The 14,691-nt window shown below is 33.6% G+C and carries 18 protein-coding genes; 10 read left to right on the top strand and 8 right to left on the bottom strand.

Translation table 11 applies throughout. The features are described from left to right. Positions 1-193: 193 nt before the first annotated feature. The 5 genes from ACP5QL_RS05405 to bcp all read left to right on the top strand — a co-directional run bounded on the left by ACP5QL_RS05405 (position 194) and on the right by bcp (position 3,984). Entirely contained in the window at positions 194-703 is a 510-nt protein-coding gene (locus ACP5QL_RS05405) for a transposase (RefSeq protein ID WP_428125914.1), read from the top strand. 92 nt (positions 704-795) lie between these two features. Beyond that, positions 796-1,569, top strand: a complete 774-nt coding sequence (locus ACP5QL_RS05400; RefSeq protein WP_428125912.1) for a DeoR/GlpR family DNA-binding transcription regulator — start codon at positions 796-798, stop codon at positions 1,567-1,569. A 69-nt stretch (positions 1,570-1,638) separates the two neighbouring features. Next, positions 1,639-2,406, top strand: coding sequence for an enoyl-ACP reductase FabI (locus ACP5QL_RS05395; RefSeq protein WP_272995840.1), 768 nt, complete (start codon positions 1,639-1,641; stop codon positions 2,404-2,406). A 24-nt stretch (positions 2,407-2,430) separates the two neighbouring features. Continuing rightward, a complete protein-coding gene (locus tag ACP5QL_RS05390) occupies positions 2,431-3,504 on the top strand; it encodes an NAD(P)H-dependent flavin oxidoreductase (protein ID WP_012582795.1) in 1,074 nt (357 codons plus the stop codon). 15 nt (positions 3,505-3,519) lie between these two features. After that, positions 3,520-3,984, top strand: a complete 465-nt coding sequence (bcp, locus tag ACP5QL_RS05385; protein ID WP_012582794.1) for a thioredoxin-dependent thiol peroxidase — start codon at positions 3,520-3,522, stop codon at positions 3,982-3,984. On the opposite strand, the gene ACP5QL_RS05380 is transcribed toward bcp, so the two are convergent. Beyond that, the gene (locus ACP5QL_RS05380) at positions 3,979-4,872 is read right to left on the bottom strand and encodes a fumarylacetoacetate hydrolase family protein (RefSeq protein ID WP_272995844.1); all 894 of its coding nucleotides are present in this window, start codon (positions 4,870-4,872) and stop codon (positions 3,979-3,981) included. The genes bcp and ACP5QL_RS05380 overlap by 6 nt on opposite strands. Positions 4,873-5,889: 1,017 nt before the next feature. Here ACP5QL_RS05380 and ACP5QL_RS05375 point away from each other — a divergent pair. The 4 genes from ACP5QL_RS05375 to ACP5QL_RS05360 all read left to right on the top strand — a co-directional run bounded on the left by ACP5QL_RS05375 (position 5,890) and on the right by ACP5QL_RS05360 (position 8,450). After that, on the top strand, positions 5,890-6,168 hold the full coding sequence (locus ACP5QL_RS05375; protein ID WP_012582790.1) for an RNA recognition motif domain-containing protein: 279 nt from the start codon (positions 5,890-5,892) through the stop codon (positions 6,166-6,168). 135 nt (positions 6,169-6,303) lie between these two features. Next, positions 6,304-7,230, top strand: coding sequence for an LCP family protein (locus ACP5QL_RS05370; protein ID WP_424662270.1), 927 nt, complete (start codon positions 6,304-6,306; stop codon positions 7,228-7,230). Next, positions 7,230-7,580, top strand: a complete 351-nt coding sequence (rsfS, locus tag ACP5QL_RS05365) for a ribosome silencing factor (protein ID WP_012582788.1) — start codon at positions 7,230-7,232, stop codon at positions 7,578-7,580. The genes ACP5QL_RS05370 and rsfS overlap by 1 nt, the downstream gene beginning before the upstream one ends. Positions 7,581-7,586: 6 nt before the next feature. Beyond that, positions 7,587-8,450, top strand: a complete 864-nt coding sequence (locus ACP5QL_RS05360) for a Clp1/GlmU family protein (RefSeq protein WP_272995849.1) — start codon at positions 7,587-7,589, stop codon at positions 8,448-8,450. A 54-nt stretch (positions 8,451-8,504) separates the two neighbouring features. Here the strand turns inward: ACP5QL_RS05360 and ACP5QL_RS05355 are convergent, their stop codons facing one another. From ACP5QL_RS05355 to ACP5QL_RS05335, 5 genes are all read right to left on the bottom strand, one after another. Beyond that, positions 8,505-8,945 carry a hypothetical protein gene (locus tag ACP5QL_RS05355; RefSeq protein ID WP_428125905.1) on the bottom strand — a complete coding sequence of 147 codons (441 nt, stop codon included), beginning with the start codon at positions 8,943-8,945 and terminating at the stop codon, positions 8,505-8,507. A 104-nt stretch (positions 8,946-9,049) separates the two neighbouring features. Next, the gene (locus ACP5QL_RS05350; RefSeq protein ID WP_428125903.1) at positions 9,050-9,436 is read right to left on the bottom strand and encodes a hypothetical protein; all 387 of its coding nucleotides are present in this window, start codon (positions 9,434-9,436) and stop codon (positions 9,050-9,052) included. Continuing rightward, positions 9,423-10,253 carry a hypothetical protein gene (locus tag ACP5QL_RS05345; RefSeq protein ID WP_273334178.1) on the bottom strand — a complete coding sequence of 277 codons (831 nt, stop codon included), beginning with the start codon at positions 10,251-10,253 and terminating at the stop codon, positions 9,423-9,425. The genes ACP5QL_RS05350 and ACP5QL_RS05345 overlap by 14 nt, the downstream gene beginning before the upstream one ends. 68 nt (positions 10,254-10,321) lie before the next feature. Next, a complete protein-coding gene (locus tag ACP5QL_RS05340; RefSeq protein WP_012582783.1) occupies positions 10,322-10,618 on the bottom strand; it encodes a hypothetical protein in 297 nt (98 codons plus the stop codon). Next, positions 10,615-10,899 carry a hypothetical protein gene (locus tag ACP5QL_RS05335; protein WP_012582782.1) on the bottom strand — a complete coding sequence of 95 codons (285 nt, stop codon included), beginning with the start codon at positions 10,897-10,899 and terminating at the stop codon, positions 10,615-10,617. The genes ACP5QL_RS05340 and ACP5QL_RS05335 overlap by 4 nt, the downstream gene beginning before the upstream one ends. Before the next feature lie 286 nt (positions 10,900-11,185). Between ACP5QL_RS05335 and ACP5QL_RS05330 the strand changes: the two genes are divergently transcribed. After that, complete coding sequence (locus ACP5QL_RS05330) at positions 11,186-11,737, top strand: DUF2202 domain-containing protein (protein WP_273334176.1); 552 nt, start codon at positions 11,186-11,188, stop codon at positions 11,735-11,737. Positions 11,738-11,766: 29 nt separating this feature from the next. Here ACP5QL_RS05330 and ACP5QL_RS05325 read toward each other — a convergent pair whose 3' ends face one another. Together ACP5QL_RS05325 and ACP5QL_RS05320 are read right to left on the bottom strand one after the other, a co-directional pair. Then, positions 11,767-13,980: an ABC transporter permease gene (locus ACP5QL_RS05325; RefSeq protein WP_428125896.1), complete on the bottom strand. Its 2,214-nt coding sequence runs from the start codon at positions 13,978-13,980 to the stop codon at positions 11,767-11,769. Further along, positions 13,980-14,678: an ABC transporter ATP-binding protein gene (locus ACP5QL_RS05320; RefSeq protein WP_428125894.1), complete on the bottom strand. Its 699-nt coding sequence runs from the start codon at positions 14,676-14,678 to the stop codon at positions 13,980-13,982. The genes ACP5QL_RS05325 and ACP5QL_RS05320 overlap by 1 nt, the downstream gene beginning before the upstream one ends. Between the last annotated feature and the right edge of the window lie 13 nt (positions 14,679-14,691).

Genomic DNA, 14,691 nt, shown 5'->3' with positions numbered 1-14,691 from the left:
CAAAAAAACAAGAGAAGTTGAAATAAGAGGATTTAAAGGGTATAAAAAGGAAAAGAGAAAACAAAAGGGGTTGGTTTTCATATGAAGATGGAAAGAATATCTTTCATCTCTTCTTTTAAAGCTATCGAGGGGACTATCTTTCAGAGATTTAAGGGAGGAATTAAGAGATAGAATAAAGGAGGAAACATTAGATTTGCTTTTAGAATATGTGAGAAGGGAGATAGAAGAAAGATACAAAATAAAGGAATACAAGTACATGGTAATAGATGGGACAGGATTTGGATATAACACAAAATACAGTCAAAGGATAAAAAGGGGAAAAGAAATAAGGCTGATAAAGTCTCATATAAGGGTAGGAGTAATAATAGGGATAAGGAAAGACATAGGGAAGAACATAGTGATAGGGGTAAAGACAGGGAAAGCTTATGAAAGTGAGGTAAAGATAGCAAAAAATATCTTAGATAAAGGGATGGAGCTAAAGGGAGAGTATTTTATAGGGGATAAATCCTATGACAGCATAGAATTAATAAAAGAGATAGAAAGAAGAGGGATAAAGCCAGCGATAAAAGTGAAAGAGACTTTTAGAGTAATAGAGAGTGTATTTGGGAACATAAAAAGAGGAGGAAGAGACTACTTTATAAGAATTCTTTTAATTTGGCTCTTTAAAATTGCCCTTCTAAATATATTATTTCCCCTTATTTAAAATTTTTTTGAACAGTCTCTTCCTCTTTTGACAAAACTCCAAATCCTATGTTATTATTTTTCAACAAAAAATGATTTAATAAAGGTAAAAAAATGTTGCCAGAAGAAAGAAGAACAAAAATATTAGAATTATTAGAGAAAGAAAGAGGAATTAAGGTTTCTGACTTAGTAAGGATTTTTAACGTTACAGGAGCAACCATTAGAAGAGATTTGGAGATCTTGGAAAAAGAAGGCCTTCTTAAAAGGACTCATGGTGGTGCAGTTCTACCTCATAGTTTTTCCTTTGAACCTTTATATATAACTAAGAAGCGTCAAAATCTCAAAGAAAAACAAGCTATAGGGAAAATAGCTGCAGAATTAATAAACGATGGAGAAAGTGTATTTATTGAGACAGGAAGTACTACTTTACAAATTGCTAAAAATATTAAACACAAGCACGATGTTACAGTAGTTACAAACTCTATAGAAGTAGCAAGAGAGCTCTTAAGTGCAAGAGGAGTAGAAGTCATTCTAACAGGAGGTCTACTAAGAAAGGAAACTGTAGCTCTTGTCGGTCCTATTGCAGAAAGGGTTTTAAGGGAATTTAGAGTAGACAAAGTATTTTTAGGAATATCAGGGATCATTCCCTCTAAAGGAATGTACACAGCAAGTATAGCTGAAGCTCAAATTAAAAAGCTAATTATAGAAATGGGAAGAGAAATAATAGGAGTTAGTGATCATAGTAAATTTGGAAAAGAGTGTTTTGCTTTTGTTGCTCCAACAAATGCGATGAGTAAGATAATAGTAGATGAAAAAGTGTCTCCTCAATATATAGAGGAGTTAAAAAAACGAGGTGTAGAGGTAATAATAGCCTATATAGAGGATTAATTTTTACCTCTTTCATTAACTCCTTACATGGTATAATTTTAAAAACTGAAAGGAAAGGAGTGTCGCTTTATGCTTCTTCAAGGGAAGAAAATAGCTGTTTTTAATGTGGCTAATAAAAAGAGTATTGCTTGGGCTATTGCCCAATCCATAATGAAGTTCGGAGGAGAAGTAATAATTGGCTATCAAAATGAGCGGCTTAAGGAAAATGTAGAAGAAATCATAGCTGATTTAAATCCTAAACCTCTAATTGTGGAATGTGATGTTTCAAAGGACGAAAACATTGAAAAAGTAGCTAAAGAGATAGAAAATAATGTGGGTAAGATAGATGGATTTGTTCATTCCATTGCCTTTGCACCTTCTGATGCCCTTAAAAACCCCTATATAGAAACATCAAGAGAAGCTTTTCTTACTGCTATGGAGGTTAGTGTTTACTCCTTTGTTGCCATGAGTAGAATTTTTAAGCCTATTTTAAATACAAATTCTAGCATAATTACCCTCACCTATTATGGCTCTGAAAAAGTCATACCTAATTACAATGTAATGGGAGTTGCAAAGGCAGCATTGGAGGCCTCAGTAAGATATCTTGCTTATGATCTTGGTGGAGAAAATATAAGAGTTAATGCTATTTCTGCTGGTCCTTTAAGCACTTTAGCAGCAAGAGGTATAGCAAGATTTACCGACATGTTAGAATACCATAAAGAAAGAGCCCCACTAAGGAGAAATATTGAGCATAGAGAAGTAGGAGATACAGCAGTATTTCTTTTGAGTAATCTTTCTTCAGGAATTACAGGTGAGGTAATCTACGTGGATGCTGGATATAACATAATGGGTATGTAATTTTAATTAAAAAGGAGTCTTAAGATGAAATTACCAAGTTTAAAAATTGGAGATTTAGTAGCATCAGTTCCCATAGTACAAGGAGGAATGGCTGTTGGGATATCCCTTTCTGGTCTTGCCTCTGCAGTAGCAGAAGAAGGAGGAATCGGGGTGATAGGAACAGCAGGCATAGGAATGGAAGAGGAAGACTTTTTTGAAAACTTCATAGAAGCGAATATTAGAGCTCTAAGAAAAGAGATCAGAAAAGCAAAAGAAAAAACAAAAGGAATTATAGGAGTAAATATTTTGGTTGCACTTTCTAATTTTGCAGATATGGTAAAGACTGCATTGGAAGAAAAAATTGACATAATCTTTTCAGGAGCAGGACTACCTTTAGATCTTCCTAAATACCTTAAAAAAGTACATAAAACAAAACTTATCCCTATAGTTTCCTCAGGAAGAGCGGCAAGGATTATAGCAAAAAATTGGATTAACAAATATAACTATGTGCCCGATGCCTTTGTAGTAGAAGGTCCCTTAGCAGGGGGACATCTTGGATTTAAACGAGAAGAATTACAAAATCCAGAGATCACCCTTGAAAATAGACTTAAAGAAGTGTTGGATGAGGCAAAAATTATAGAAGAAAAATATAATAAAGAGATACCAGTCATAGCAGCAGGAGGAATATACGACGGAAAAGACATTGCAAAATTCCTAAAATTAGGAGCAAAAGGAGTTCAAATGGCAACAAGATTTGTAGCTACTTATGAATGCGATGCAGACGAAAAATTTAAAGAAGCCTATTTAAAATGCAAAAAAGAAGACATAGTGATTATAGACAGTCCTGTAGGACTTCCTGGAAGGGCTATAAAAAACGAGTTCCTTGAAGCAGTAGAAAGAGGAGAGAAAAAGCCCTACAAGTGTCCATTCCACTGTATAAGAACCTGTGATTATCAAAACTCTCCTTATTGTATTGCCATAGCTCTTCTTAACGCTAAAAAGGGAAATTTCAAATATGGTTTTGCCTTTGCAGGAGCTAATGCCTATAGGGTTGATAAGATAGTAAAGGTAAAAGATCTTATGAGAGAGTTAGTTAAGGAAGCCGAAGAAAATATATAGGAGGGATATTTAATAATGAGTAAAAAAGCTCCTGATTTTACTCTCCCTGATCAAAATGGGAAGGAAGTTTCTCTTTCTGATTATAAAGGAAAATGGGTAGTTTTATATTTTTACCCCAAAGATATGACCTCAGGATGTACCAAAGAAGCAGTAAGTTTTTCTGAAAAAATCGATGAATTCAAAAAGAGAAATTCAGTAGTAATTGGTATAAGTAAGGATACAGTAGAAAGTCACAAAAAATTTGCAGAAAAATATAATTTAGAAATAATCCTTCTTTCTGACAAAGATGCCAAAGTAATAAAAGAGTATGGAGCCTGGGGAAAGAAAAGGATGTACGGAAAGGAAACTGAGGGTACCCTAAGAAATACCTTTATTATCTCACCGGAAGGTGAAATTCTTCACGAATGGAAAAATGTAAAGCTGGATGGCCATGTAGAAGAAGTTCTCAAAAAGCTTGACGAACTGATAAGTGCCTCATAGATCTTCATTAACTACTTCATTTCTCAAGACACCAACTTTTTCTACGATACATTCTACAGTATCTCCCGGATAGATAGGAGAAATCCCAGAAGGAGTGCCAGTAGCAATAATATCTCCTGCCTCAAGAGTTAAATGCTTAGAAATGTAAGAAATTATTTGGGGTATTTTGAAGATCATATTTTTAGTATTATCCTTTTGTCTCATTTCTCCGTTTACCCTAAGCTCTATATTTAAATTATGAGGATCCTTAATGCCTTCCTTCAAAACTAAATAGGGACCTACAGGACAGAAGGTATCAAAACTCTTTGACCTAAACCATGGATTGGTATTGGAAAAATCTTCAGCCTGCATATCTCTTGCCGTTACATCGTTCACTACAGTATAGCCAAGAACATAATCCATTGCATTCTCTTCTTTAATATATTTTCCTCTCTTTTTGATAATTACTCCAAGTTCAACTTCAGGATCTACTCTTGTTAGAAAATTAGGATAAACAATTTCCTCTTCATGGGCTATAAGGGAGGAAGGAGACTTACTGAAAAACACTGGCTCCCTAGGTACTTTATGCCCTAACTCTTTGGCATGTTCTACATAATTTCTTCCAAGAGCAAGAATCTTTTGAGGCTTTATTATGGGGGGAAGAAATTTATATTTTTCTTCGGTTAAACTATATATAAGATTATGCTCAAAGATAAAATCCTGAACCTTATTTAAATACTCTTGAAGATTATCCATATAAAGAATATCATCAATTTTTTCCACATACCTTAAATTTTTTTCATAAATAGAAGAATACATTAAAATAGCCTTGGTAAGATTTAAAATCTTATCCTCAAAAAGGAGACCTATAAAAAATCTCTCTCCTGATTTCAGATTAGCTATCTTCATATAATAGCTCCTCCCTTTTAGCAAAAATCTTAGAGTTAATTATATCAAATGTAAAGGGAAAGGAAATTGTAGCAGTCCTTAAAAAAATTGAAAACAAATTTGTAACACTATCAACCTATTCTTCCCTTTTCATTTTGAATCTTTACCCATGTATTACGATTTTCAAAATAACAGTAAACCTTCATATCCTGAAAACCTAACTTGAACCTGTCTTCCCATAAGAGAAAATTGTCATAGTCTTTCAAAAAAGCCTTTTAGCTGTATCAAATTTAGTAGTTGAGGTTGTGGATTTTCCCGCAGAGAACATCAGCATACTATAGTTCAGATTTTCAAGAAGATTAGCCTAATAATAATGGGAAAGAAGAAATCTATTCCCAATATTTACATATTTCAATCCTTTTTCCCTTGCAAGTTTAAAGCTTCTTTCAGCATGAGCCTTTGAGGTAGTAGGAAGATTATCAAAGAAAAAATTAGGAGCAAATCCATATGTCATAAAAGCGAAGGAGAAAACCATTGATTTAGGCAATACAAAAGAGCATATACTTACCCTAAATTCTTAATTTCTCTAAGCACAATTTTGCGGATTCTAAATCCAAAGGTTTAGGAGTTTCATGCTCCAATGTATCACTTCCAAAATATCCCTCTATTCACCCTGAAACCTTTAAGCCATATCTCCCTAAAATTCACCTAAGCCCTTTGGCAGATTTTCCATAATACTCCTATCAAGCGCTAAATTCTAAGTTTACATATTTACAATCACGACTTTTTATGATATGATAACCTCACTAAAGGATTATTTTGGGTTATGTTTAAGTTTTTAAAAGAGAATTTGGGTTTGTCAAAAGAATACTTGAGACTCCTCGGGAATCCCCTAAAAGAGTTCTCAAGTATTTTTATTTATCCAGAAAGAGAGGTGAAGTGTACCGAAAGTATCCTTAATTTTCCTATCTCAAGGGTTCCGGAATGCTCCCCAAAAAGCTTCCCCAGAAATTCTAAAAATTTCCATGAGGTGAAAAGATGAGCAAGACTTTGTATGTAGGTAATTTACCTTGGTCAACCACAGAAGAAGAGTTAAAAAATATTTTTGCAAGCCATGGTACTGTATATTCTGCAAGAATCATATCTGATAGAAATACAGGAAGATCTAAAGGATTTGGCTTTGTAGAAGTAGATGAAAAAGAGGCTGAGAAAATGATCTCTGCCCTTAATAACACAGAGGTCAAAGGAAGAAGAATAATTGTCAATGAGGCAAAACCAAGGGAAGAAAGACCACGTGAAAGAAGAAACCGTGGTTAAGCTATGAAAATAAACCTAATCTAAACTTAGGATAATAAAGAGACCCCCTTTTGGGGGTCTCTTTATTTATTAATAAAAGAAGATAAAATATTATATGAGAGAAACAAATAAAAACTTAGGAGGAAAAAACAAAAAATGAAGAGGTGGTTAAAAATACTCATAATAGGAGTTTTAGTACTTCTCATAGTAATTGTTGCGGTTGGAGTTGGAGGATACTACTACATCCAAAATAGCTACAATTACAATCCCTCCCGAAATTCTTCTGTACTAGATAAAGTAGAATTATTAGATGTTGCCTTTAATAAGGTAGAAAGGATAAATATTGCTATTCTTGGAGTTGATGAAAGAAAGAATGATCCAGGAAGGAGCGATACCATTATTATTGCTTCTTTAGATTTTAAAAATAAAAAAGTAAATATTCTCTCTATTCCGAGAGATACAAGAGCCTATATTCCTAATCATGGATTTACAAAGATAAATCATGCTTATGCCTATGGAGGAGTAGAACTCTCCTTAAGGACCCTTGAGAACCTCTTAAATATTCCTATTCACTATTATGTAAAGACCAATTTCCAACAATTTGAAAAATTCATTGATGCTATTGGAGGAATAGATATAGAAGTAGAAAAGAGAATGTATTACAGAGATAGTACTGATAAATTCTTTGTAGATCTTACTCCAGGAGTACACCACTTAAATGGTAAAGAGGCTCTTGGATATGTAAGGTTTAGGCACGACCCTATGGGAGATTTGGGAAGAGTTGAAAGACAACAGAAATTTTTAATGGCACTTTTTAAACAGATGAAGGAAAAAATAAACCTAATAAATCTGCCTCAATATATATCCTTAGCAGGATCCATATTTGAGACCAATGCATCTCTTATGGAAGCTATGGTTATAGCCTCTAAATTCATGGACATTACTGAAGAAGATATTCATACCTTTGTAATGCCAGGAACTCCTGAAAATATAAATGGTATAAGTTATGTGATTCCTGATGAGATTAGATTAAAAGAGATTTTAGATCAATATTTTAAAATTAATAATGTAAAGGAGGGGTGATGAATTTCTTGGAGAGTAAAGAGAAAGCCTTAAGAATTGCTCGCATCGTTTTAGAGAAGAAAGCCGAAAATGTAATAATAATTGACGTATCACAAATACCAGGACTTACTGATTACCTTGTAATATGTACAGGACTTACTAACACCCAAAGAAAGGCAATTCAAAGAAGCGTGGAAGAGGAAATGGAGAAGTTAGGCTTCACTCCAAGAGGCATTGAGGGAAGAGAAGGTACAGGATGGACTTTACTTGACTACTATGATTTGATAGTACACATCTTCTCACCAAGAGCAAGAGAATTCTATGACTTAGAATCCCTTTATGAAAACGTCCCTAAGATAACTGAATTTTAAACAGAAATGATAGATATACCTCCTTTATGGCAGGAAACTGCAGATGCGATTCTGCTTAAAAAGGGAGTTGTTATTGTAATAGGGCTACCAAATTCTGGAAAAAGTACTTTTGTAAAATTCCTTGCAAACTATGGGGTAAAAAACAATTCAAAGGTTGCTATTATTAACTCTGACTTAGGACAAGCAGATATTGGCGTTCCAGGAACCATATCTTTAAGTGTTATAGAAAATGAACTCCCATCTTTTGAAAATTTATCCATAAAAAACTGGTATTTTATTGGAGAGATAACCCCTGTGGGAAAATTTTTACAAGTAATTACGGGAGTAAGAAGACTTCTTGACGAAGCTAAAGAAGTAGCAGAGATAGTAATTATTAACACTTGTGGCTTGGTAAAAGGGAGATTAGGAAAGATACTAAAGTATTACAAGACTTTTGTGATAAATCCCGACCACATAGTAGCCATTCAAAGTAATACTGAACTTGATTCCCTGTTAAAAATTATAGGAAGATTTTCAAAATATGTTTATAGGATACCCAAAAGTGTCTTTGCAAGAGAAAGATCACTTGAAGAAAGAAGAGAGTTTAGAGAAAAAAGATATGAATTCTATTTTCAAAATGCTAAAAATTTAATATTTCCTCTTTACTTGGTCCATTCCATTGATAAATATGTAGATTTTCAAAAAGAAAATTATAGAGGAAGGCTCGTAGGACTTATTGGAGAAAAAGAAAACTTATTAGAGCTTGGAATAATCCAAGATGTAAATTTGGAAAAAAGACATTTACTAATTTTTACACCTTTAAAAGAAATAACTAAAGTTAAGAGAATTGAGGTTGGAAGTATCAAATTAAAAGTAATAAAGGAGGAATAAACGCCACAGGCGCTCAACTTAACACATTAGCTTCGCCTGTGGCATCTTAATATTTTAGAAATAATACCTAAATCCAAAGGCTCCATCTACATCAAGGGTAGTTTGGGGGACTAACTCAAGGGTTGGAACAAGTTCAAAGAAGAAGTCCAAATTCGTACCCTTAGGAATGTATACAATTCCAAGAGGAATTCTAATTCCAAAATTTGTGCTTTCAGCAGAAAGAACTCTTACTCCTACTCCATAATAAAAGGGCATAGAACCTGATGTAGGTCTAAATACCCCATAATTGTGGGTAACTACATCAGCAAAAAGATGAAGAACATTAGCATTTAAACTCCAAGCTACCCCAAAATCAAAAGCCTGAGTTTTGTTTTGCCAAAGCCTAAAAGAAAGCCCTGTAGGCTCACCTACCACTACCCCGACTCCAAAATTACCAGCATAGGTGATAGAAAATGATAACAAAATAACTACAATTAAAAAAACACACTTCTTCAAGCCCCTTCACCTCCAAAGATAAGAATTTTAATAAGTATATCATAAAAAAGAGGTCTGCCCAACAAAAGCAGACCTCCAAAGTCATTAAGATTATAGCAATCTCTTTATCTAATTTCCACTACAACCTCCATTTCACCTTCTCCTGGACCTCCCCCATTACATATTATACTCAATACTCGTCCCTTACCCCAATTTTGAGAACTTGTTAAATACAAACTTCCAACTCCAATTAAATCATCATCTCCCGCATCTGCATCATAAACCCTCACATTAATACTCAAATAATTTCCTATTCTTGGTGTATCAAAAATAACCACATTAATATTATCCCTTATATCCCCCTCATCCATACCCCAATCTCCTGAGGAAGGAATCCGAGTATGAACTGTCCTAATTCCATCACTTACTACAAATTTTGCATATACATCATCTTCTCCTGCCCATTCTGGATTTGTCTCATCAATCAATCGGAATTTTTTAACAATTACCATTACAGGAACTTGAATTTGAGTTGGAGAAACAACACGTAGATAATAAGCTCTTTCCATAATAGCAACAGCGCATGCTACAGCTTTTGGATAAATTTCCATCATATAATTCAAAGGGCTTATAAAAAGTAGTTTTTGAGGGCTCTCTACCCCAGAGAGTGCTCCAATTTCTTATAGAGTAATTATAAACTTCTCTTGCAAGCCTTTCTATAAGCCACTTAACATCCCTTCTGTATGGGGGAATACCATCCTGAGCAAAAACCGTATTAAGAGCATCTCTAACTTTTCTCATATCAAACCATCGAGATCTACTCATATATTCTTTTTCCCCTCTAAATTGATACCAATAACTTGCCCAACTCTCAAATTCTGAATGTCCCCAGCCTAGAGTATTAAAGACATGGTGCATTTCTGAGGCATCACCAACAGCATGAAGAGCATAACCAAGGTAATAGGGTCCCCAGTAGGGATGTGACCACCAATCTTGATTTTGCTTAAACCAGTAATCACTCAAATTATCTATTGGAGCATAAATTATGTTATGATGATCCTTATCCCAACGAGTATAACAGGAGTAATTTACCGAGGATATAAGATTACCATTCTTGTCTCTTCCTCCTTCATCTCTTTCATACATATCTAAAAGTACTCCTGAGTGAACCATACAAAAATCATCGTTTCCCATCCACCAATCTACCCAATAATCATCATCCTTTTCTCCTTTTACAAACTTACTGTGTCTTATATAGTTATAGCCGTCTATATTATTATGGATACCGCTCCTTCTATTTCCATGAGAATCATGAGATAGGTTATTCATAAGAGAAGGAAAATCTAAGAAATGCATAAAAGCCGTATAAGAGCTGTGAGCATCTGCAAAGAGATTAATTATCCAATCAGGTATCCAAATGTCGCCAGGCTGAGTTTGGTAAGTTCATCAAACTCTACAGCCCCTCTTGCCATAATATCCCAAGGCCTATCCGATGGAAAACCCCAATTATTTGTCCTCCAGACTGCCGAGTTTTTTTGCTGAGAAGTAGCATAAGATGAACGTTCCATATAGTAATATGCATCTCTTACAATTTCGCTATGGATAGTTCCACCCCAAGAATACACTTCCCCTGTATGAAGAACTAACATTAATAAAAGAAATATGAAAATTCCTAAGACATTAAAATATCTCATAATCCCCTACTATTCAAAATATTCGAAAATTCTTCGCTTTCCCCATTCTTCTCAGCAATCCTTCTTAGTTCTTGTATTTCCTCAAGAATTTCTTGTTTTTTCTTGTTTATCTCATCCTCAGGTACTCCTCCGGACTCTAAATCTTTCAACTCTTCCCAATCCTTGAGAAAGACTTCCACATACCTTTTGACCTCCTCTGATCTAGCTAAATCCTTTAATGTATAAACCGATTTAGAGTTAAGAGAAAGGCTTGGAACAGAAAGTGTTTCCTGAAGATTCATTGAGAAAATATCCCTGAAATACATAAGAGAATAAATAGAAAAAACAAAAAGAAAAGTTTCCTTCTCATAAAGAGTGTCCTTCCCCCAAAAATTGGAAAGGATTAATAATTTTATAAAATTTTTAACCCTTCCTCTGTCCTAAATTATATTTTAAGAATTTCAAAAAGTCAATAAAAAGCAAATTTTTTAATTTTTTAAGCCAAATTTAAGGCTATTTTCAATGAATATTAAGGTTCAATAATCATAATTTAAGTGTAAAAACAAATTTAACTGGAGGTGAGTAAAAATGAAAAAGTTTTTAAAGGCAACGTTGATCCTCTTATTCTCCTTTATTCTATTTACTAACTTAGGAATCTCAGCAGAAAATCTCAGTTCTCAAGAGATTGAAGACATACTTCATATGAGGGAGGAGGAAAAATTAGCAAGGGACGTATATATAACCTTATATAATATTCATAAAATCCCTATTTTCTATAACATATCAAACTCAGAGCAAGCCCATATGAATGCTGTAAAGACATTGATCAATTACTACAAATTAAAGGACCCAGTAGTTGATGATAGAATTGGAAAATTTACCAATACTAAATTCACAGAACTTTACAACACATTGGTAGAAAGAGGCAAAAAATCAGCAGTTGAGGCTCTAAAAGTAGGAATTTTTATTGAAGAACTTGATATAAAAGATCTACAAGAGGCAATTAAGAGAACCAATAAACCTGATATAATCAGAGTTTATACAAATTTACTTAAAGGCTCTCAAAATCATATGAATGCTTTTATAAAAGTATTACAAAGATATGGAGAAACCTATACTCCAACTTATACTACCATGTAATTGAGGGCTCCCCTTTGGGGAGCCCATTTTTATTCTGACTGCTCTTTTAAAATGACCACTGGGGAGATGGAGTTAATTCTTCTTCTTCCTAAATATCTTGAAAATAAGAAGGCTACAAAAAGATAAGTAAAGGAAAAGAGTATATCATTAAATTGAGCTTGTAACTTAAAAGAAAAATCTACATCTTTAAGAACTCCTTTTATAATATAACTTATAAGCATATTATAAAGAGGAATTCCAAGAAGAAAGCCCACTATAAAGGAGAAATTGTTAAAACCAAGAAACATGGAGCTCAACTCTCCATCTCTAAACCCAAGGATTTTGAAAATAGCAAGAGGTTTTCTATTTTCCGTAATCACTAAAGAAGCGAGGACATAAATTATGGTGAAAGCAAGGAAAAAGGATACGAGATACATTACTTGAAGCATTTGATCCACACTTTGTGCAGAATCCTTAAAGACCTTTATTGCATCCTCTTTACTCATATAAGTAACAAGGTCTTCCTTAGGAATATCAAGCTTGTGAAAAGAATAAAGTCCAATAAAAGACCCCTTATCAAAACCAAAAGTTTCATTAAATTCTTCCAGACTCATATATCCATTGTTTCCCACGTAAAGATCAGCAATCCCTGTAACTTTTAAACTATATTCTTTTCCATCAATATTATTAACCAAATTCAAAACATCTCCAACCTTAAGACCAAATTTATCTGCAAGAGACTGAGAAATTACAAGTCCCTCTAAATTTATTTTGTCTCCCTTGCCATCTTTCAATAATATCATCTGAGAATCTTTTAAAATACCATAAATCACAACCTTTGATTTGGTGCCTTTAAGATAAAAGGATAGCATATTAAAAGGCTCAGCATCATACTTATTTTCCTTTTCATAGTAATTCAAAAGATACATATAATTGTATTTATAAGTATTCTGAAAAGTATCTTCCACAAGATAAGAAAGGGCAGATTTTGCAACAACTCCATATAGAATAATTAAGGTAGCAAAAGCAACCCCTATTATTAAAACTAGCTCTCTTGAAGGATGTAAAAGTCCCTGTTTTAACATTACTCTTCTCTTAAAAGAGAACCTATCAAGAAATTCCATGCGAAATCTTGTTTTAAATCCCTTTTCTGATTCTCCTCTTATTATCTCCACCACTCTCTTTTTAAGAAGATCCTTTATAGCTATATATCCAGAAGGAATCATAAAAAGAGCTGGTACAAAAAAGGCAATAAGAAGATCTTTTGTGGGAATAAACTTTTCTACTATAGGCACACTTATAAAGGAGACATAAAAATCTGTAAAAGGACCTGAAAGGGCATAACCAATAATACTTCCTGGGATAACACCCATCAGCCAAATATATATGGGAAAAAGAATATATACCCTTACAATCTCTTTGCTGTTATATCCTAAAGCATAAAGAGTACCTACCTCAGCATGCATAGAATTTATAAGCCTTCTTAGAACAATAAAGAGGAGAATTGAGGATATTACTAAAATAGTACCAGATATAACAAAAGCCATAGGTTTTGCACTTTTCATCTTCATCTCAGTAACTATGATCCTGAAATTTTCATCCTTTTCCACAAAGGAAATAAGCCTATATTTAGAATTTATCTCATTTTTAAAAGAGGAAAGATCAGAAATAGTTCCCCTCACCATATAATATCTATAGGCAACACTTTCTAAAAATTTTCTCATGTCTTCAAAATTCATTATTCCAATCCCAAAATGCATAGGATCAGGAAGAAGATCAGTCTCATTCTTTGTTATATAAATATAATCGGGGAGAGCTACATATCCTGAAATACGAAACTTAATGCCATTAATTTCTATCCCATCGCCTATCCTTAATTTATTTGCCTTGGCAAAATTAGGATCTACAGCAATCTCCCCTATTTTAGGAAGAGTTCCTTCAAGAATTAAAGGCTTATTTACCTTTTCTGTTAAATTAAAAAATCTTATTAATCTATCACCATATTCAAAGTCCCATGTAAATTTTTCCTCAATAAGCACATTATATTTTTTCTCTAAGGAGGAAATATCTATAGGGAAAAATGTAGTAAAGTGAAAATTCTCCTGGTTATACTTCTCCACAAAATTTTTATAATTAGTATCAATGTTTGTTATGAGAATACTAAAGATAGCATATCCAAAAGATGCAAAAAGAACAAGAAAAATTATCCCCAAAAAGTGAGACTTATCCCTCCATATTATCCTCATAGGAATTTTCTTAAGCATTACCAAACCACCTCCTCAGCAAGAGCTGGAGATGGATTGTCTTGGTACTCCACCAATTCTCCACTTCTTAGCCTTATAATCTTATGGGACATTTTTGCAATAGCAGTATTATGAGTTGCAATTATAATAGTAGTACCATACCTTTTATTAATATCCTCAAGAAGCTTTAGAACCCTCTTTGCATTTTCAAAATCAAGAGCACCTGTTGGCTCATCACAAAGTATTATAGATGGATTTTTCACTACTGCCCTTGCTATAGCTACCCTTTGCTGTTCACCACCCGAAAGTTCAAAAGGAAATTTATCTCTATGCTCCCACATTCCCACAACTTCAAGAACTTCCTTAGGATCTAAACCATTTTCTGAAAGGTATTTAGTGGAAAGTACATTTTCAAGAACTGTCAAAGAGTTCACAAGATTGTAAAACTGAAAAATGAAGCCAAGTTTTCTCCTTCGATAATTAGTTAGCTCCCTATCGTTATAGTTAGTTATATCCTCCCCATCAACTATAACTTTTCCTTCGTCGGGTTTATCAATTCCACCAAGAATGTTAAGAAGAGTGGTTTTTCCAGAGCCAGAAGGTCCAAGGATTACATATATCTTGCCCTTCTCAAAGTCTATGGATAACTTTTTGAGGGCATCAATCTTAGTTAAACCAACCTGATAACTTTTTGAAAGATCCTTGATTTCGATGAACATATAAATTTTCCCC

Source organism: Dictyoglomus sp. (assembly GCF_049968615.1).
GTDB classification, from domain to species: Bacteria; Dictyoglomota; Dictyoglomia; order Dictyoglomales; family Dictyoglomaceae; genus Dictyoglomus; species Dictyoglomus turgidum.
The sequence above is the reverse complement of the archived record's forward strand: the minus strand, read 5'-3'. Positions and strand labels throughout refer to the sequence as shown.